The organism is Bartonella refiksaydamii (genome assembly GCF_902652675.1).
Lineage (GTDB): Bacteria > Pseudomonadota > Alphaproteobacteria > Rhizobiales > Rhizobiaceae > Bartonella > Bartonella refiksaydamii.
The window spans coordinates 106727-127057 of record NZ_LR736290.1; the positions used below are offsets into that span (position 1 = coordinate 106727).

Here is a 20331-nt window from a genome sequence, read left to right on the forward strand (position 1 = left end):
AAACTCCATAAAAAAAGATGCTTTTTTATCAAATCGCGAGAAGATATGTCTAAAATATTTGTTTTCTGTTTATCACGTTCTCTCAATGAGAAGCACGCTCTTTACGAAAAATAGCACATTGTTATACTGTTCATTTACGTGCTTGTTTAATATCTCTTGTTGCTCCAAATCGCATTCTACACTGGCACTGGTAAAGAGTATAACGCAAAATCCATGGTGCACCACCATTTTTACTAATGCAAGGGTTAAGCGAGTACATCATTCTATTTACCAGCTCCAAATTTTGCCAGCTGCTCTTGCATTGAAACGGTTTATGAAAAGTATATATTTATTGCTTTCTTAAATAGCTTTTTATCCACGCGTTGATCTGTCTTGTGATGTGCAAGCAAACAATTTTCCGGCATGATAAGGATTTAAAATGAAGAAATCTTACAGTATTCAGAGCTCTCATTTAAATTGCAAAACGATGAATTATCATTATAAGCCCATGTGTTGTGTTTCCTTAAAGATGCGTTCGATAAGGTAACTTTTTTGTAATGATGACCATCACAGCTATGCAATATTTTCCTATTTAAGCAGTAAGGAATGATAGGAATATAGTTTTGCTTCTCACCTGTTTTTTAGCGCATTAGGATCATAACTTTTATCAGCAATGACATATGTATTTTATTTTTAAGAAATTAAGGTGCTTAACATTATTCCAGTTCTTAGACGAGAAAATAAAACGTGAAGTATAGTCCAAGATGTCCGCTACAGCAGGAAGTCTCGTTATAAATAAATTAACGGTTTCTCTTCAATGAGTCCTTTTATGCTAAGCTTATTGTTAATTTATGGCGTAATCTAATAACCGGCAGCATGGAAATGGCTGGTAAACAAAGGTGCATCACTCAGATTTATCATCATAGTTCTTAGCAGCTTTTTCAAAATTTGAAGTCTATTTTTTTGCTGCTATAAAAATTCATAATGTTTATGAATGCGACTCCACTTGCTTGAGGAAAGGTGAAACTCTCGCCATTGAGTCCTCATTTTTGAAGTAAGATGAATTTCTTCAGTAAAACAACAGAGAAGTTTTTCAATTATCATACAAATCCTAAAAGTGTGTCTTCAATAAAGTGTAATTTTTTTTGCCAATCTCTGCACTTAAGGAATATGAATTCATCCATTTTTATCTCAAATACTTACTTAAGTATCTAGAAACTAAGGCTCATGCTTTTTGAATTGGATATTATGAAGCGTTTTGTAAAAACCGTTTTCTTTTGCAAGCAATTCTTTTCGAGTACCTTGTTCGACTAGTTGACCATTTTGTATAACAATAATTTTATGAGCGCGAGCAATCGTTGAAAGTCTATGGGCAATAGTGATAGTCGTGCGCCCTTTTGTGAGATGGTGAAGAGCTTCATTAATTTGTGCTTCAGTATGCGAGTCTAATGCACTTGTTGCTTCATCAAGAATCAGAATTTCACTGTCATGAAGCATTGCTCTGGCGATGGCGAGTCGTTGTTTTTGTCCACCTGAAAGATTACAGCCATTATCGCCTATCTGTGTATCATAGCCATTTGGTAGATCCATAATAAAGTCGTGAGCATTGGCTGCTTTTGCTGCTTTAATAATGTCGTTGTCGTGAGCTCCTGCTTTTCCAAGCTCGATATTGTATTTAACAGTTCCTTGGAAAAGAAAAGTATCCTGTCCTACATAAGCTATCAGATTTCTAAGGGAGCGAAATGTAGTATAACGGATGTCTTGATCATTAATAAATATACGTCCCTTTGTGGGGTCATAAAGGCGCATAATAAGGTTTATAAGTGTTGATTTCCCCGAACCAGATGGTCCTACCAACGCTGTCATTTTTCTAGGTTCTATTTCTAGATTAATGTCTTTCAACACCATTTGGTTACCTGTATATGCGAAAGAAACATCTTCGAAACGGATAGTTCCTTGTCTTTTATCCAAATCTTTAGCTTTTGCATGTTCTATAACCGTAAGAGGACGGTCGAGGATTTCAAACATCGTACGGATATTGACCAAGCCAGCTTCAATTTTAACACGTACATTTGCGAGTCTTTTTGCAGGCTCGTAAGCAAGAAGCAAAGCAACAATAAAGGACATGAACTCACCTTGAACGCCTGTACGCTGAGTTGCAAGGTAGCCGGAAAAACAGATAATACCCGCAATGGTAACACCAGCGAGGGTTTCCATAATCGGATTTGTAACGGCTTGAAGTGTTGCAATAGTATTTGCTTGTTTTTCAACATCGCAAATGGCTTTATCCATACGTTTTTTCATGAGCTCTTCTAATGAAAAAGCTTTGATAACACGAATACCAATAGAACTTTCTTGTACAATTTTGATAATTTCACCAAGAGAAAGGAGTTCTTTTTCCGCAAGGCTACGAACACGTTTTAAAGCCATTCGAACTCCTAAAAAAGCCAGTGGTCCTATTATTAAAGTAATGGCGATTAACGTAAAGTTTTGAATAAACATAACAAGCAATAGGCCACTAACGGAAAGCAAATCACGTACAAAAGTTGTAATAATTGTATCGATGATATTACGCGCGGCTGTAGCATTATGGGTTACACGCACAAGAAGATCAGATGAAGCATTATTATGATAAAAAGAGACTCCCTGTTCCATAAGACGTGCGTAAATTTTACGCTGCTGTTCAGCAACAATACTGTTGCCTGCTTTGCTCAAAAAGTAAATTTGGGCAAAAGTTGCTATCCCTTTGAGGATAAAAATGAAAGCAATGATGCTAGAAATCAAAACAATCATACTGAAATTTTGCGCGTCAATAATATAATTGACAACGTCACGCATAATCCATGCACTGGCTGCTGTTGTGCAGGAAATAATGATCATTGAAAAAACAGCGGCACCATACCAACACGCATGTTTATGAAAATTTTCTCGCAAAAGACGGATGATCAGATGTCTATCAAAAGCAGAAATTTGTTTTTTGACCATGAAGCGCTTCTATATTTTATTGTTGTTTCATGCAAGATTGAAGCACTCTTATTAAAAACATTTAGTCGTTTTGATAAAAAGAGTATTCTCTTAATGAGAGAGGTTAGCGCATAACAACTACCAATTTAAAAGTGCCACAACAATAATATGTGGCACTTTTAAATCATATTCATATACTCAACTCTAGATGAGTCATATTTTATATATTATCCCAATGAAACATTACTTAGGTGCTATCACCATCATCATTTGACGGCCTTCGAGTTTTGGTTCAGATTCGATTTTAGCAATTTCACAGGTATCCTCTTTCACCCGCTGAAGAAGCTTTAATCCAAGATCTTGGTGTGCCATTTCACGACCACGAAAACGCAAAGTAATCTTTACTTTATCACCATTACCAATAAAGCGATGAACAGCTTTGAGCTTGACCTCATAATCATGGACATCAACATTTGGACGCATCTTAATCTCTTTGATTTCGATGACTTTTTGCTTTTTACGTGTTTCAGCCGCCTTTTTTTGGGTTTGATATTTCAATTTACCCAAATCGATAATTTTACACACGGGCGGTTCTGCATTCGGCACAATTTCAACTAAATCAAGCCCTGCATCTGCGGCCATAGCAAGTGCTTCTTGTATTGCAACAATTCCCTGATGTTGTCCTTCATCATTGATAAGCTGAACACGAGGAACTCGAATGTCCTGATTTGAGCGTGGCCCGTCTTTTTGAGTAGGTGTTATTTTAAACGGTCTACGAATGGTTTATGCTCCTTAATTTTGATTAATCTACAATGTAATTTAATATACAATTATACACAGAAAAACAACAAGAATTCGCGCTTTTTTCATTATTTGATTTATGACTTTGTGAGAGAATTTGGAAGATAGGAATTTTTCTTTTATAAGAGAAAATAGTTCATAAAGGAAAAGAATCATGGATCAAAACATTCCTTGCCAATTTTTTTCGTTTGAAGGTACCGCTCTTGCAGTGCGCCATCGCAAAGGTTGCGGCTCTCCTAGTCTGGTTTGGCTTTCTGGCTATCAATCCGATATGTTGGGGGGAAAAGCGGTGATGGTTGATAGCTTCGCTCAGAAGAATGACTTATCTTGTTTGCGTTTTGACTATTCAGGTCATGGGGAATCAGAGGGTAACTTTTTTCAAGGAACGATATCGCGTTGGGTCAAAGAAAGTTTAGCGGTTTTTGAAACTTATTGTAAAGGACCACAAATTTTGATTGGTTCCTCTATGGGGGGGTGGATTGCTCTCAAACTTGCGACGATGCTAGCGCAGAAAAATAAGAGGCTTGCTGGTATGGTGTTGATTGCGCCGGCTCCTGATTTTACACAAACATTAGTGGAACCAGAATTAGGACCGGCAGAATGGAAAATTCTGGAAGAAAAAGGATGTATTGAGCGACCTGCTGTTGGTGATACGGAGCCGTTTCTTTTCACCAAGACACTGATTGAAGATGGGCGAGATAACTGTGTTATGAAAGGATGCATTGATATTGGGTGTCCAGTTCATATTTTGCAAGGTATGGAAGATACAGAGATACCCTATCAGCATACACTGACTTTACTTGATCATTTGCCTTTACATGATGTAACATTAACACTTATTCGTGATGCGGACCATCGGCTTTCGCGTCCGCAGGATTTAGAATGCCTCGAAGCAGTGTTGAGGTCGTTAATTGACAGAATTAATGCAGGATAAGGGTCAAGTTCATTGAAGATAAAGACATAATGTATGACCGTTTATGAACAACATTTTATTTTCTCTGATCGTATTGTACCTATACGCGTACGCAGACATAAGTGCGCGCGCCGTCTTACATTACGTATTGATGCAAGCGGGCAGGAAATTTGTGTAACAACACCGCCAGCGATAAGTCTCTGTTTGGTTCAAGATTTCATTGAAAAGCACCGATTTTGGATTGAAACGCGTCTTATGCGTGGATGTGTTTCTCACGAAAATGCTTATCTCAAAAAAGGTACAACGATTCCTGTATTGGGTGTTGCACATACCATAGGACATAAAGAAGGGCGTGGGGTATCAGAAATTGTTGTAGGCGAAGCAGGACAGGAACCTCAAATTATCGTTTATGGTCAATTAGAATATTTACCAAGGCGTGTTGCTGATGTTCTAAAAAAACAGGCGGCGCTCACTATAACACCATTGGTTGCGTATTATTCACGTAAAGTAGAGCGTAAAGTGAAATCAGTTTGCTATAAAGATACAAAAAGTCGTTGGGGATCTTGTTCAATAGACAAGCGTCTTTCTTTTTCTTGGCGCCTTATTATGGCACCAAAAGAAATTGTTGAATATGTTGTCGCGCATGAGGTTGCTCATCTTGTCGAAATGAATCACGGACAAAAATTTTGGGATCTTTGTGAAAAGCTTTGTCCAGATAGTAAAAAGTATCGTGCTTGGTTGAAGAAAAATGGTCATATACTGCAAGCAATCAATTTTCATTCATATAAGTTAGAAATATGAAAAGCCCTTAAAAGATAATATGTGATGGAACTTTTTGTTAAGTGTACCGTTATGTGTGTGCTTAGTCACTCATGGGTGAGGAAGCCATTGAAGCCTCAGCACGATTATCTTCCCCTGCCTAGTGTGCTGAGTGCCTTCAATGTTTTTACTTTATCTTTTTTGTAATTCAGCCTAATAATTTCTGGTAACTCCTCAATTTAGATTGGAAGAGCACTATGCCTGTCCTTACAAATCCAATTCAACTATTACAGGCGCTTATTCGTTGTCCTTCTGTTACACCTCATGAAGCGGGTGCCTTATCAACTTTGGAACAATTTCTAGCAAAGATGAGGTTTCATATTGAACGTCCTGTTTTTTCGGATAAGAATACAGAAGATGTTGAAAATCTTTATGCAAAAATAGGGGGAGAGGGGCCGCATCTTATGTTTGCAGGTCATACTGATGTTGTGCCACCAGGTGTGTTAGAACACTGGATACATCCTCCTTTTGAAGCTGTAATAGATCAAGGGAAGCTATATGGGCGGGGTGCTGTTGATATGAAGGGTGGGATTGCCTGTTTTGTTGCAGCGCTGGCTCGAGTTCTTGAGAAACGCTCCATTAAAGGGACAGTAAGTTTTCTGATTACCTGCGATGAAGAAGGTCCTGCTATTAACGGTACGGTCAAACTTCTCAAATGGGCGGAGCAAAAAGGTGAAAAATGGACTGCAGCTCTCGTGGGAGAACCAACAAGCGTAAAAGTTGTTGGTGATGTGATAAAGATTGGACGCCGAGGATCAATCTCTGGTATTATCACAGTTAAAGGTCGCCAAGGGCATGTTGCCTTTCCTGAGCGAGCAGCTAATCCATTACCTTTAGCAAGTAAGCTTATTCAAGCATTGACGCAAACTGCCTTAGATCAAGGATCAGAAAATTTTCAACCAAGTAATTTGGAATTAACAACTATTGATACGGGAAATTCAGCGGTAAATGTTATTCCAGCGCAAACAATGATCCGTTTTAATATACGCTACAACGATCTTTGGACAAAAGAAACGCTTATAGCAGAAATTGAAAAGCGTCTTTCTTCAATACAATCAAAAAATAAATCTGATCAATACCCCTCCTATCATCTGGAATGGATTCCAAGTTTGGGAGATGTTTTTTTGACAAAAAATGATAAACTCGTTAAGACTTTGTCAAATGCTATTAAAAGCGTAACAGGAAGTATACCAGAATGTTCAACTTCAGGGGGGACTTCGGATGCGCGATTTATTAAAGATTATTGCCCAGTGGTTGAATTTGGTTTACTGGGGCAAACGATGCATATGGTGGATGAGTGTGTAAATCTTGATGCACTGGAAACTCTCACTGTTATTTATGAACGTTTCATTGTTGATTTTTTTGCGTAAAAAAGAAGCAATTGTTTTTTAAAAAACATTTTTACCACAAATTAAAAACCGTGAATGCTATATCGCAATTGATGAGAACGCAGGTTAAAGTCATAAAGATGCTAGTTTGCTAATTGGTTGATAATGTGGTCAAGAAGGATGCGTCCTTTTTTTGTCGCTTTTAAGCGCTGATTTCCTAGCATTTCTACTAGCCCTTGTTGTTGTAAATCGATAAGCTTTTCCATTGGTAAACCCTTGGGGCTTAAGGTTTCATAACGTGTAAGATTCAAACCTTCGCAAAGACGCAATCCCATGAGAAGCATTTCGTTTGCCTGTTGCTCTCTGGTCAATTGTTCTGTTTCAACGCAGCCATGTCCTGTAGTTTCTACCAATTCAAGCCAGTGTTCAGGATACCTTTCATTGATTGTGACATAACGTTCATGGTTTTCATTGTGTGATAAAGATGTTTTTGAGAAAGCGGAAAAATTGTTCAATGGATGCTTTATAAAGCGACCATGTGCCCCTGGACCAAAGCCTGCGTATTCATGATAACGCCAATAAAGAAGATTGTGTGCTGATTCGGAACCGGGACTTGCGTGATTTGAGATCTCATAGGCTGGAAGTCCATGTGTAGTAGTTATTTCTTGGGTAAGATGATACAGATCTGCTGCGAGTTCTGAAGCGGGGAGGATAAGTCTTCCTGCGGCGTGAAGCCGCTTAAAGGCGGTTCCTTCTTCGATAGTCAGTTGGTAAAGAGAAAGATGGTCTGCTGCCAAGTCAATGGCTTGAAAAAGTTCATTTTTCCATTGCTCGAGTGTTTGCTCGGGGCGGGCATAAATAAGATCAAAAGATAAACGTGGAAAGATTTTCCGCGCCAAAGCAATCGCGTGAAGAGCCTGTTTTACATCATGGAGACGGCCAAGTTGTCGTAATGCCTTGTCATTGAGTGCTTGTACACCTAAGGATAAGCGGTTAATTCCTGCCGCTCTGTATCCGTGAAAACGTTCTGCTTCTACACTTGATGGGTTGGCTTCCAGTGTGATTTCGGCTTTATCATCGACCGTCCACTTTTTTGCAACTGCTTGCAATAAAGCATCAACAGTTTGAGGAGTCATAAGAGAGGGCGTCCCCCCACCAATAAAGATACTGGTAATATGACGTGGACCTATTTTATGGTATTGCGTTTCTATTTCACGTTCAAAAGCGGTTACAAAGCGTGATTGATCAACGCCATGGACGCGTACGTGCGAATTAAAGTCACAATAAGGACATTTAGCAGCGCAAAAAGGCCAATGAATATAAATGCCAAAAATTTTATTCATGAGGGTGTTAAAAGGTTTTCTGCGAAAAGCTTGAAAGCACGCGCGCGATGCGAGAGGGGTGTTTTATCATTTAGCTTCCAGCCATGTTTTTGCTCTGTTGACATTTCACCAAAGGTATTTTCATATCCATCTGGTAAAAAAATGGGATCAAAGCCAAAACCTTTATCTCCACGTGGTGGCCAAATGAATGTACCTTCAACGCACCCACGGAAATAATCTGCATAAGCATCGGGCCATGCAATGCAGATGACTGATATAAATCGGCCTTTCCGTTGGCTTTTTTCATGTGCTCCAACTTTTTGGAGTTCATCTTCTACTTTTTGCATAGCTTTTGAAAAATTACGTGTGCCATCAGGTTGAAGGGCAAGGTCAGCTGTATAAACGCCAGGTGCACCACCCAATGCATCCACTTCCATGCCAGAATCATCAGAAAGAGCCGGAAGTCCTGTATTTTTTGCTGCTGCAAAAGCTTTAATGTAGGCATTTTCTTCAAATGTTGTTCCCGTTTCTTTTGGTTCTGGTAATCCGAGCTCTTTTGCGGATTGTATTGTTAAACCAAAAGGGGCAACCAATGCGGTAATTTCATGCAATTTTCCGGTGTTATGTGTAGCAATGACGAGTTTTTTTGTTGCTATGCTTCTCATATACATCTCTCCAGAAATGAAAGGGGGATACTATTTTTATGCTAGAAACTAGCTTAAGTGACCGTATGATAGGGATCTTATCAGATTTTACAAGACACGATCTTTTTGCATGTTTATTGATATCCTATTTAAATGAAATCTTTTGTATTTGATAAGGATAATAATTGCAAAGACATAAAGGCTGTACTCCTTTAATGGTAGCATTTTTTATGATAAATATATAGTGTGCTTTTGCACTACTTTAGACTGTTTGACCAAACCTTGGCAAAACTTATATAAGAAGGAAGTATTTTTAGAGTAGTGAATTAATTGTAATGAAGCACAAACCTATTGATGATGAACTAAAATATCTTGATGAGCGTTCACGTGATATCTTTCGTCATATTGTTGAGGCTTATCTTAATGATGGTGAACCTGTAGGATCACGAAATCTTTCGCGGCTTTTGCAACAGACATTGTCGCCTGCTACGATTCGCAATGTGATGAGTGATCTCGAACATCTTGGGTTGATTTATGCACCGCATGTGTCTGCGGGGCGAATGCCAACACAATCAGGGTTAAGATTTTTTGTTGATGCATTTATGGAAGCGGGTGATTTGCCAAGCGAGGAGCGTGAAAGTATCGAAACGCAAGTCAAGGAGGCTGGTCATGCACAATCTGTAGAACATTTTCTCGTTCAAGCGAGTCGCGTTCTTTCAGATCTTTCACGTGGAGCGGGGCTTGTTCTAGCAACGAAATATGAAGGAACGTTGAAGCATATTGAATTTGTACGTCTTGATGGGGCGCAAGCTCTTGCAGTTTTAGTAACCCAACAAGGGGAGGTTGAAAATCGTGTTGTTCATTTACCGGAAGGTGTTACCCATGCACAATTGACAGAGGCAACGAATTTTCTCAATGCTCATATTCAGGGGCGTACATTGAGTGAAGCTAAAGAAGAAATTGCACGTTTATGCTCAGAAACGCGGGCTGCGCTTGATCATTTGTCTCATCATCTTGTTGAAACAGGGTTAGCTCTTTGGGGAGGAGAAGGTGCTGATCATAAAATACACCTTATTGTTCGTGGGCGCAGTAATTTGCTTGAAGATGTGAAAGCAGAAGAAGATTTGGAGCGGTTACGACATCTGTTTGATGATCTTGAAACGCGTGAAAGTATGGCACAGCTCCTTGATTTAACGGATGAAGGTTCAGGAGTTCGTATCTTTATTGGTTCAGAAAACAAATTGTTTTCGCTTTCTGGTTCTTCTTTAGTGGTGGCACCTTATCGTGATTCAAAGCAAAGAGTTATTGGTGCTTTAGGTGTTATTGGACCCACACGGCTTAATTATGCTAGGATTGTGCCCATGGTTGATTATACGGCTCAACTTATATCACAACTGTTGCGTTAAAACATTTAGGTGAACATTTATATTATAAATATTCATTGTATTGAGATGCGTAAATACCCCTTGATTTTTGCCTGCAGAATTTCGATATCGAGAATAACAAATCTTATGAAGGAATGGAATTTTTATGTCTGAAGAAAAAAACAAATTTACTGACGCTTCATTGGAAAATCGCGATTTGAAAAATCCAACTGATCGTGATGCACTTAAACAAGCAGCAGATGAGTTTTTAAAAACGCGCGAAGCCGAAGCTCGCGCAGAGATTTCAAAAGAGGAAAATGAGTTTATAGATCCCTTAGCTGCTTTGCAGAACGAAAATAAAGACCTGAAAGACCAGCTTTTACGTCTTGCTGCAGACATGGAAAACCTTCGACGTCGTACTGCACGTGATATGGCGGATGCGAGGGCTTATTCAATTGCCAATTTTGCGCGTGACATGTTATCTGTTTCTGATAACCTCAATCGTGCTTTAGAGGCTATTCCAGAAGGGGCAAAGGAGAGTGATGCTGGTTTGAAAACATTAGCGGAGGGCGTTGAGATGACTGAGCGTGCAATGATAGCAGCGTTGGAACGTCACGGAGTGCAGAAAATTCATCCAGAAGGGCAAAAATTTGATCCTAACTTTCACCAAGCAATGTTTGAAATTCCTAACTCTGATGTTCCAGATAACACTGTTCAACAAGTTGTTCAGGCAGGTTACATTATCGGTGAACGTGTTTTGCGTCCAGCTATAGTAGGTGTAGCCAAAGGTGGAGCAAAAGAAGCTTCTGTTAAATCTGATTCAGCTTAAAATGCATCAAAAATATACCCACCGCGCAAAGGTGCAGTACTGCATGCAATGCTACACCCGTAAGGCATTCTATCAAAGAAAGTTCTAAAGGATGTTAGAAACATCCTTTTATTCTTGAAGTGCCCAGCTTCTTTTTACAATGTACGGAGCGTCGCTTGAAGGAGACGGTGATAACAATAGAACAAAATGATCGACCTTAAAAGGAGGGAACAAAAAACTACCTCGAGAAGACAAATAAGAAGGAAGATCATCAGGTTTAATATCAAGCAATCTCGCAAGAGTAATATGCGGAGTAAATTGTTTTTCATCAGGTGTTAAGTGCAGGCTGCTCCGAATACATTGAATCTTTTCATGTAGAAGACGGAGAGTTTCACAAGGCTCAATACGAACAACAAGGGAATGCGGAGCATTTTCTGAACCAAAAACCTCAAAACCTCTTGCTTGCAGCATAAAAGGAGAGAGCTTTATTGTGTCAAAAGCACGCACAATTTCATCTGTTAGGGAGCTTTCAATTTCACCAAAAAAAGACAAAGTGACGTGAAAGTTCTGCGGATTGATCCACTGCGCTTGTGGTAAGCCATTTTGCAGCGATATGAGAGCTTCTGTTGTTTGTTGAGGAATTTGAAGAGCACAAAACAGACGGTTCATGATATTTCCTTACAGTGAAAAGATGCCACCACAAACGCAATGGCGAACAACAAGCACAAAGCCTGTACCGCCAAGTATAAGGCAATGATGCAAAAAAATAATGTCTAAAAAATGTCTATAATAATTAAATGCATAAAGCTTATGAATCTAAAAGAGTGGTTATGATGCAAACAAAAACCATATTTGCATACTTTTTAATACAAAGATGTGCAGTGGAGGATTGCTTGCGTTTTCATTATAAACACCGTAAATACAGTCTAAGATAAGGAAAGTTGATAAATTTCTGATTTATGTGATTATCTTTATATTTGTCTAAAATAGCTTAAAAGTTGGCATATTTGGCAAAAGGTGAATGTTTCTCTTTTCTGTAGTAAATATTTAGGCATATGTGTTAAGTCGTAATAATAGCTATAATACACGATAAACATTCAAATTGATCAAATATTGTTTGGAAGAGAAGTTACACACAAACATTGTACACAACACGGATTATGTTTATGAATAATTATACACCTAATCTATCATCGACATGAATGCAGATATTTTTAAGAAAAAATGGGGAAGCCAATCAATACAATGATAGAAGAAGTCTCGCCTCATTTCAAAGATAACCATCATTCCTTTTTTGTGAGAAGCTTTAGTTTTCTTCTCCAAATTTATTATTGATAAGTTTTTCAAGAGCATCGAGAGCGTCAGTTGCTTCTGGTCCTGATACACGGATAGTAAGGTTACAACCAGGGGAGGCTGCTAACATCATAAGTCCCATAATAGATGAACCGCCAACGATTTTTCCATCTTTTTCAACTTCAACAATGGCGTTAAAATTGTCAACAGTTTGTACAAACTTTGCGGAAGCACGCGCATGCAATCCACGTTTATTACAGATATTAAAATGACGGCTTATACAGGGGAGAGTATCTTTAGAAAGCATCAGTGTTTCATTATCCGCTATAAAATTATACTGGTACATTAATATATTTACGCCCTGCTTCTTGTGCTATTCTTAAAGCTTCTGATAATGAAATATCAGGACATTGACGAATAGATATCAGTTTAATGAGCATGGGGAGATTAACACCCGCAATCATTTCAACGCGTCCTTTTTCAACAGCAGAAATAGCCATATTTGACGGCGTTCCACCGAACACATCTGTTAATATGATTACACCATGGTTTGTATCTGTAGAGGAAACTGCCGCTATAATATCACCTCGGCGCTGATCTATGTCATCATCGGGATAGACGCATATTGTTGCAAATTTTTCTTGTGTTCCAACAACATGCTCTACAGCATGTAGAAATTCGACAGCCAGCTCACCGTGCGTTACAAGCACGAGTCCAATCATTTACACAAACTCCTGTTAACTAAAAACCCGACCATATTGGTGGAAAAGACATTTTACAAGGCTTTGTTCTGCTGCCAAGAAAAATTTGCAAAAAAAAGGCAAAAATAATGATTTTTTTATTTTTAGAAAAAATCAGACAGATTTACGCCATACTTTTCTAAAAAAGAATGCTTCAATAGCCTGACAAATGGCTGTACAATCGGCTTCATGAAGGCTAGGAAGTTTTAAAAGAGGAATGCGTAAATTTGCAAATTGAAAAGTTTTATTTATGGAAAAGCGTTCATATTCAGGACCAAGAAGAATAACACAATCGATAGTTGTTTGTTTTTCAAACTCTATCGCATAGAGTCCCGCACCGCGGATTTCAATGCCTCCTTGTAAACCTTCTGGTGTATATCCGTGAAGTTTTCCATTTTCCACACGGAGCTCAGTGTAATCGTCACTGATAAGTTTTGCTTCACGTTTTGACCACTCAGCACGGTCGATCAAAGAAAGGGTAAGGGTTGATTTTCCTGAACCCGATGGGCCTATAATCAACAGCCCCTTTCCTCCGAGCTGAAGACAATTTGCATGCAGTAATTCACTTTCTGTTTTCATGCTTTTTGCTTTGGATAAACGATTTATTTAGCGAAGGGAAGCATAATAATAAAACGTGCTCCAGTTTTACTATTTCCAAGTTTGGGGTCAACAATATTTTCTGCTGTAATTGTCCCATTATGGGCTTCGATGATTTGCCGACTAATAGATAGTCCAAGTCCTGAGTTTTGTCCAAAAGTATCTTCGTTTGGTCGATCAGTGTAGAAACGTTCAAAAATGCGTTCAATATTATCTGAACGAATACCGGGTCCGTTGTCTTCTATAGTTAAAATGAGGGTTGAACCATGACTTTTCATAGTTATACAAATTTTACCACTATTATGGGGGATGAAGGAGCGTGCGTTTTCAATGAGATTGGAAATAACTTGCCCTAAACGGAGTTCGTGTCCCAACACAAGATAGGCTTTTCCATGAGGAAGTGGGACAACATTAAGGCTTATATCAATGGTTTGCGTATTACGGTATACTTCCTGAACAGCATGAACAAGACTTTCCAAGAGCAGTGTCATATCAACAATTTGTGCGGTTTCGCGAGCAAGTTCTGCGTCTAGTCTAGAGGCATCAGAAATATCAGTAATTAAACGGTCTAGACGACACACATCATGTTGAATAATTTCAAACAATTGCTCCTGTGCTTCTTCATTTTTAGCTAGTGGAAGTGTTTCAACAGCACTCCGTAATGAGGTAAGCGGATTTTTTAATTCGTGGCTTACATCAGCAGCAAAACGTTCAATGGCTTCAATGCGCATATAAAGGGCATTTGTCATATCACGAATAGAAGTAGAAAGATGACCAATTTCATCTTCACGCATTGAAAAATCAGGAATTTCTACGCGCTTATTATTGCCATTGCGCACACGGTTAGCAGAGGCAGATAATTTGCTTAAGGGATGCGCAATCGTGTGAGCTAAAAATAAAGAAAGTACCAAAAGCACACTGCCTACAACGGCAAAGACTTTAAAAATGACCAATCTTTCTCCCTTTACAATGTTGTCAATATCTGAACTGGTGGTAGAAAGAAGAAGTGCCCCTACTACTGCACGGTAGCGTTGAACAGGTACAGCAACAGAAACGATTAATTGGCCTTGTCTGTTGCGTCGTTGGGTAGTAGAAAGAGTCCCATTTAATGCTCGGTATACTTCTGGGTAAGCAATAGCATTGTTTTTTGTTTGTTCTCTATCAAGAGCAACACCATTGCCGTAAAATGTGTTTGAAAACCATGAAGAGAGGCGTTCCCATGTATTTTGTTCAGTTTTAAGTGGTGGTAAGTCATAGCTAAAAACTTCACCACTTGAATAAAGAGCGCGCGAATCAAGAAGGAGAGTGGCATCACGATCATAAATACGCGCTCTCGTTGTTTTGGGTGTGATAAGGCGTCGTAAAAGAGGGGCAACTTGTTCAGGATTTATGGGAAAGTCCCAAGAGTCTGTTGATTGTGGTGTGGGGGTAACACTTTCTCCAGCTTGTAATTCCAAAAGTTTTTGGGGATCAATGAGAATAGAATTTGTATCTACCGTTGCAGAAGCGGCAATGGCTCCAGCGATAATTTTTCCTTGAGTAAATAAACTTTCGATTTTCGCTTCAATTAAACCATCACGAAATTGATTAAGGTATAAAATACCTGTAACCAGAACAGCAAGGGCAGCAATATTTAATATAACAATGCGGCGTGTAAGACTAGAAAAAAGCAATTGTCTGAGAAGGCGCTGTATTCGAAGATACAAATGGGCAAGCATGGGAAACGGCGTTGAAGGGATACCATTTGGCGCTGTTTTTTGCAGAGTTTCCAGTTGAGTATTTTTTGTCATCGATTTGATCGCTGTTCAAACTTGTGCGACAAAAGAGCTTCATACTTCGTGGAAACGATAGCCTACACCATAAAGTGTTTCAATCATTGCAAAATCATCATCCACTTGTTTAAACTTTTTTCGCAGACGTTTAATGTGACTATCGATGGTGCGGTCATCTACATAGACTTGATCACTGTATGCGGCATCCATCAAAGCATCACGACTTTTTACAACTCCTGGTCTTTGTGCTAAGGTCTGTAGAATCAGGAACTCTGTGACAGTAAGGATAACAGGTTTATCTTTCCATGTACAGGTGTGGCGCTCCTGATCCATCACAAGATCTCCACGTTTAAGAGAAGAGGTGGGAGAAGCTCCCGTTGCAAGCGGCTGGTTACGCGCGTTAGAACGGCGCAAAATAGCTTTCACACGCTCAATGAGAAGACGTTGAGAGAAAGGTTTGGTAATAAAATCGTCAGCTCCCATTTTGAGACCGAACAGCTCATCGATTTCATCATCTTTAGACGTAAGAAAAATAACTGGAATATCAGACTTCTGTCGCAGTCGGCGCAAGAGTTCCATTCCATCCATTCGGGGCATTTTAATATCAAAAATAGCTAAGTGTGGGGGATGAAGTGTTAGACCCTTGAGTGCAGATGCTCCATCTGTATAACTTTCAACCCGATAGCCTTCTGTCTCAAGCGCAAAAGATAAAGATGTCAAAATGTTGCGGTCATCATCAACAAGTACAATCGTTTGCGTGATTGTTGGTGTATCTTTCATGGCTTCTTAGACCTTTCTATTGCTGTGGTAGCAAACTACCCACACTATTTATATGGGAGTTCACATTTTTTTTGCAAAACAAATATGATACAAATTGTAGCAGAGTAAAAAACCTTTCATTTTTACGGTAAAAGATTGTTTTATCTTTGTAATTTCATAATGTTTTTGCACATGTTAAGATCCCTTTGCTTGAGAGAAAATTTTCATAAAGGCATTTTTTATCGAAATTTGTTGCTGTCTTTGTCCCAGAATTGAACAGGTTTGCTTTTGATTGTTGAAGTTTAGGAAATTTGCCTATCTGTTTTAAGAGCAAAGAAAAGAGTGTGCTGACATATGCGCAAAAAATTGCGTACACTGCACACAAGGAGGACATAATGGGATTTTTTAATTTTATTAAAACGGTTGGTGAGAAATTTGGTATTGGTGATCATGAGCCAGAAGAAAAGGATTTTAAGGCTGCATTTGATAATTTCCAACTGGACGCGGAAAAAGTAAATATCCAAATTGAAAACGGTAGAGCTGTTTTGAGTGGTGAGGTTCCAGATAGAGAAACTCTTGAAAAAGCACTTTTGGTTGTTGGAAATTCGCAGGGCATCTCTTCTGTTGATGTTGACCAGTTAAAGATTACAGATACTACACCTACGAAAATTTCTCACTTTTATGAAGTTAAATCTGGTGATAATCTTTGGAAAATTGCTGAAGAAGTCTATGGAAAAGGGCAAGGCGATAAAAACATGCTTATTTTTGAAGCCAATAAGCCGATGCTGAAATCACCTGATAAAATTTATCCTGGACAAGTTTTGCGTATTCCTAAAATTGACCGCGTTTAATCAAGCGCAGGATAGTTTTTAAATTTTTTTACAGTACACTCCGCGATACTAAAAAATAAGAAAGCGTGAAGAAAATTTTCACGCTTCTTTTTATTGTATTGAGTTATATTGAAATGTGCATTGAATGGTGATAAAGACAACAAAATAGCTTAGTTCGTAGGAGCTGATTTAGAAGACGATCTTCCTCCTATAGGGTTTACAGAGAAATCAACGTCAATAGTTCCTGCTTTCTCAAACGTCAATTTTGCGCTGATTTTGTCACCTAACTTGAATGGTTGTGCAAGCCCCGTGAACATAATATGATCACCCCCAGGTTTAAGGGTGATTTCACCATTGCCTGGAATTTCAATGCCATTGTGCATTTTTTCCATCTTCATGATATCGTTAACGACTGCCATAGAGTGGATTTCTGTTGTCTGTACCCCTTTTGTTGAAACAGAAACCAAACGATCTGGAGTACTACCGTGATTAATGATGTAGAGATAACCACTGCCAGTTTTTACGCCTTTGGGCGTTGCGCGCGTCCAAGGGTGAAGGATTTCTATATCTCCAACTTGATATTGTTGAGCGGTTGCAGGTAGGGCTATGAAAGCAAAGAGAAAAGCCCACATTGCGTTTTTGATAAGTTTTTTGAGTGGATATTGTGCGAGAACTGGATATTTAGACATGAGATCTTTTATGCTTCCAACGATAAATATCATCATTGATTTACCCTCCTTTGTGATATTCACTTTTATATATTTCTAGCAGAGTTTTTTTTCAAAATAAAAGAGAGAATTGCCAGAATTATACAAATAAAGATAGGAGGTATAAGTCTCTTAGTTTTGTAAGAAGACGATAAGGTTTGAAGTAACAGTATGAAAGGCGAAGGAGGCATCCTTTTTAGTATACAGGTAAAAAAGGTTATATTGGACGCATTCAAAATATAGCTTGCAAATATAGAGTGAATAATTAGGTTTGTTAGAGGCAGAGTTGTTAAGAGAAAAGGGACAGATAATATCCTCACGAACTATGTGCTTAGCAAGATGAGGTTGAATGGTATAGATAATGTTATTGATCCTATGATATGGCGGCCATTAAAGATTTAGCTAGGAAAGGATTATAAGCATTGTAGGAAAAATATGCTCAGATGCCTGCCTCCTTAATAACAATAGCATTTATGCGTAAGTTAGAGCACCTCTTTTAAAAGAAAAATTTTATTTTTAGAATGTTCTCATTATTCTCTTGTAGCGATAAGAGCCTGTTCTTATATACAAAACAGAAAGGCTTGTTGCGACTTGCAGTTTATTGTTTGTGTAGCTTGAAGTGAGATGCAGGCTTTAAGTGTTATGAGGAGCTTTCTTGGAAAGATGCTTGATGAAGGTTGAGGGAGCTTGCTGAATGGAGATTATAATATGGCAAAAGTAATTGGTATTGATTTGGGGACAACTAACTCTTGTGTCGCTGTTATGGATGGCAAAAGCGCAAAGGTTATTGAAAATTCAGAAGGAGCGCGGACAACCCCTTCGGTTGTTGCCTTTACTGATGGAGGCGAGCGGCTTGTTGGGCAACCTGCTAAACGGCAAGCGGTTACGAATCCTGAAGGAACGGTTTTTGCAGTTAAGCGCTTGATTGGTCGTCGTTTTGATGATCCTATGGTTGAAAAAGATAAAGCGCTTGTGCCTTATAAAATTGTTAAAGGTGACAATGGTGATGCGTGGGTTGAAGAAGCGGGTAAGAAATATTCTCCATCACAAATTTCAGCTATGATTTTGCAAAAGATGAAAGAAACCGCTGAGTCTTATCTTGGTGAAAAAGTTGAACAGGCAGTTATTACGGTTCCTGCGTATTTCAATGATGCGCAACGTCAAGCTACTAAAGATGCGGGCAAAATTGCTGGACTTGAAGTTTTGCGGATTATCAATGAGCCAACAGCTGCTGCTTTAGCATATGGTTTGGATAAAAAAGATGGAAAAACTATCGCTGTTTACGACCTTGGTGGCGGTACATTTGATATTTCTGTACTTGAGATCGGTGATGGTGTTTTTGAAGTTAAGTCAACCAATGGAGATACATTTTTAGGTGGTGAAGATTTTGACATGCGCTTGGTTGGTTATTTTGCCGATGAATTCAAGAAAGAACAAGGGATTGATCTGAAAAATGATAAACTAGCATTGCAGCGCTTAAAAGAAGCAGCAGAAAAAGCAAAGATTGAACTTTCTTCTTCACAGCAAACAGAAATCAATTTGCCATTTATTACGGCAGATCAATCTGGCCCCAAGCACTTAACGATGAAATTGACTCGGGCGAAATTTGAATCTCTCGTTGATGATTTGGTTCAGCGCACTATTGAACCATGTAAAGCCGCATTGAAAGATGCAGGATTGAAAGCAGGTGAGATTGACGAGGTTGTTTTAGTGGGTGGTATGACACGCATGCCCAAGATTCAAGAGGTTGTGCAGAGCTTTTTTGGCAAAGATCCACACAAAGGTGTTAATCCTGATGAAGTTGTGGCAATGGGAGCTGCCATTCAAGGAGGGGTATTGCAAGGTGATGTAAAAGACGTATTGCTCTTGGATGTAACACCTTTATCTTTGGGTATTGAAACATTGGGTGGAGTTTTTACACGTCTCATCGAACGCAATACCACTATCCCAACGAAAAAATCGCAAGTTTTTTCAACAGCTGATGATAACCAAAATGCCGTGACTATTCGTGTTTTCCAAGGTGAACGCGAAATGGCTAACGATAACAAGTTGTTGGCTCAATTTGATCTCGTTGGTATTCCACCAGCACCGCGTGGTATGCCTCAGATTGAGGTTACTTTTGATATTGATGCGAATGGTATTGTGAATGTGTCGGCTAAGGATAAAGGAACCGGTAAAGAACATCAAATTCGTATTCAAGCATCAGGTGGTTTAAGTGATGCTGACATAGAAAAAATGGTGAAAGATGCGGAAGAGCATGCGGCTGAGGACAAAAAGCGCCGTGAAGGTGTGGAGGCTAAAAATCAGGCGGAATCTCTTATCCATTCGACTGAAAAATCATTGAATGAATATGGCGACAAGGTATCAACTGAAGAAAAGGAACAAATTGAAACTGCGATATCTGATTTGAAGTCTGCACTTGATGGCAGTGATACTGAAGAAGTGACAGCAAAAATGCAGAAGTTGGCAGAAGTCAGTATGAAGCTTGGACAGGCGATGTATGAAGCTTCACAAGCAGCAACAGATAACACTGAAACAGATACCAAGGATGATGATGTTGTCGATGCTGATTTTGAAGAAATTAATGACAAGAAGAAATAGTGTAAGCAAATGTATTGATTAAATTAATAAACCCAGCCTTTGGGATATAAGGCTGGGCTTTGTTATTTGAGATGAGTTGCAACTTTGTGA

Annotated in this window: 18 protein-coding genes; 7 read left to right on the plus strand and 11 right to left on the minus strand. The window is 38.9% G+C overall.

All coding sequences use genetic code 11. The features are described 5' to 3' along the window. Positions 1-1197: 1197 nt before the first annotated feature. Together GQO39_RS01415 and infC are read right to left on the minus strand one after the other, a co-directional pair. Positions 1198-2964 (minus strand): ABC transporter ATP-binding protein, encoded by a 1767-nt coding sequence (locus tag GQO39_RS01415; RefSeq protein ID WP_156850637.1) that lies wholly within the window; start codon positions 2962-2964, stop codon positions 1198-1200. Positions 2965-3186: 222 nt separating this feature from the next. Beyond that, positions 3187-3705 carry a translation initiation factor IF-3 gene (gene infC, locus GQO39_RS01420; protein WP_040298621.1) on the minus strand — a complete coding sequence of 173 codons (519 nt, stop codon included), beginning with the start codon at positions 3703-3705 and terminating at the stop codon, positions 3187-3189. 193 nt (positions 3706-3898) lie between these two features. Here infC and GQO39_RS01425 point away from each other — a divergent pair, with 193 nt between their 5' ends. The 3 genes from GQO39_RS01425 (at position 3899) to dapE (ending at position 6846) form a co-directional block, all read left to right on the plus strand. Next, positions 3899-4678, plus strand: coding sequence for an alpha/beta hydrolase (locus GQO39_RS01425; RefSeq protein WP_156850638.1), 780 nt, complete (start codon positions 3899-3901; stop codon positions 4676-4678). Between the two features lie 33 nt (positions 4679-4711). Further along, positions 4712-5458: a M48 family metallopeptidase gene (locus GQO39_RS01430; protein ID WP_156850639.1), complete on the plus strand. Its 747-nt coding sequence runs from the start codon at positions 4712-4714 to the stop codon at positions 5456-5458. 215 nt (positions 5459-5673) lie between these two features. Continuing rightward, positions 5674-6846: a succinyl-diaminopimelate desuccinylase gene (gene dapE, locus GQO39_RS01435; RefSeq protein ID WP_007552293.1), complete on the plus strand. Its 1173-nt coding sequence runs from the start codon at positions 5674-5676 to the stop codon at positions 6844-6846. A 101-nt stretch (positions 6847-6947) separates the two neighbouring features. Here dapE and hemW read toward each other — a convergent pair whose 3' ends face one another. Next, the gene (gene hemW / locus GQO39_RS01440) at positions 6948-8147 is read right to left on the minus strand and encodes a radical SAM family heme chaperone HemW (RefSeq protein ID WP_007552294.1); all 1200 of its coding nucleotides are present in this window, start codon (positions 8145-8147) and stop codon (positions 6948-6950) included. Continuing rightward, positions 8144-8791, minus strand: coding sequence for an RdgB/HAM1 family non-canonical purine NTP pyrophosphatase (gene rdgB, locus GQO39_RS01445; RefSeq protein WP_156850640.1), 648 nt, complete (start codon positions 8789-8791; stop codon positions 8144-8146). The genes hemW and rdgB overlap by 4 nt, the downstream gene beginning before the upstream one ends. A 314-nt stretch (positions 8792-9105) precedes the next feature. Between rdgB and hrcA the strand changes: the two genes are divergently transcribed. Together hrcA and grpE are read left to right on the plus strand one after the other, a co-directional pair. Next, the gene (hrcA, locus tag GQO39_RS01450; protein WP_007552296.1) at positions 9106-10176 is read left to right on the plus strand and encodes a heat-inducible transcriptional repressor HrcA; all 1071 of its coding nucleotides are present in this window, start codon (positions 9106-9108) and stop codon (positions 10174-10176) included. Positions 10177-10300: 124 nt separating this feature from the next. Next, positions 10301-10963, plus strand: a complete 663-nt coding sequence (grpE, locus tag GQO39_RS01455; protein WP_156850641.1) for a nucleotide exchange factor GrpE — start codon at positions 10301-10303, stop codon at positions 10961-10963. Between the two features lie 108 nt (positions 10964-11071). Here the strand turns inward: grpE and thpR are convergent, their stop codons facing one another. From thpR to GQO39_RS01485, 6 genes are all read right to left on the minus strand, one after another. Further along, positions 11072-11611 carry an RNA 2',3'-cyclic phosphodiesterase gene (thpR, locus tag GQO39_RS01460; protein WP_156850642.1) on the minus strand — a complete coding sequence of 180 codons (540 nt, stop codon included), beginning with the start codon at positions 11609-11611 and terminating at the stop codon, positions 11072-11074. Between the two features lie 637 nt (positions 11612-12248). Beyond that, positions 12249-12542 carry an HPr family phosphocarrier protein gene (locus GQO39_RS01465; RefSeq protein WP_040298666.1) on the minus strand — a complete coding sequence of 98 codons (294 nt, stop codon included), beginning with the start codon at positions 12540-12542 and terminating at the stop codon, positions 12249-12251. 25 nt (positions 12543-12567) lie between these two features. Continuing rightward, entirely contained in the window at positions 12568-12957 is a 390-nt protein-coding gene (locus GQO39_RS01470; protein WP_007552302.1) for a PTS sugar transporter subunit IIA, read from the minus strand. A 132-nt stretch (positions 12958-13089) separates the two neighbouring features. Beyond that, positions 13090-13554: an HPr kinase/phosphatase C-terminal domain-containing protein gene (locus GQO39_RS01475; protein WP_156850643.1), complete on the minus strand. Its 465-nt coding sequence runs from the start codon at positions 13552-13554 to the stop codon at positions 13090-13092. A 23-nt stretch (positions 13555-13577) separates the two neighbouring features. After that, a complete protein-coding gene (locus GQO39_RS01480; protein ID WP_156850644.1) occupies positions 13578-15362 on the minus strand; it encodes a sensor histidine kinase in 1785 nt (594 codons plus the stop codon). Positions 15363-15401: 39 nt separating this feature from the next. After that, positions 15402-16124: a response regulator transcription factor gene (locus GQO39_RS01485; RefSeq protein ID WP_007552305.1), complete on the minus strand. Its 723-nt coding sequence runs from the start codon at positions 16122-16124 to the stop codon at positions 15402-15404. Positions 16125-16498: 374 nt separating this feature from the next. Here GQO39_RS01485 and lysM point away from each other — a divergent pair, with 374 nt between their 5' ends. Continuing rightward, a complete protein-coding gene (gene lysM / locus GQO39_RS01490; RefSeq protein ID WP_156850645.1) occupies positions 16499-16954 on the plus strand; it encodes a peptidoglycan-binding protein LysM in 456 nt (151 codons plus the stop codon). A gap of 149 nt (positions 16955-17103) precedes the next feature. Here the strand turns inward: lysM and GQO39_RS01495 are convergent, their stop codons facing one another. Beyond that, entirely contained in the window at positions 17104-17658 is a 555-nt protein-coding gene (locus GQO39_RS01495; protein ID WP_156850646.1) for a copper chaperone PCu(A)C, read from the minus strand. Positions 17659-18348: 690 nt separating this feature from the next. Here GQO39_RS01495 and dnaK point away from each other — a divergent pair. Beyond that, a complete protein-coding gene (dnaK, locus tag GQO39_RS01500; protein ID WP_156850647.1) occupies positions 18349-20241 on the plus strand; it encodes a molecular chaperone DnaK in 1893 nt (630 codons plus the stop codon). Positions 20242-20331 lie beyond the last annotated feature (90 nt).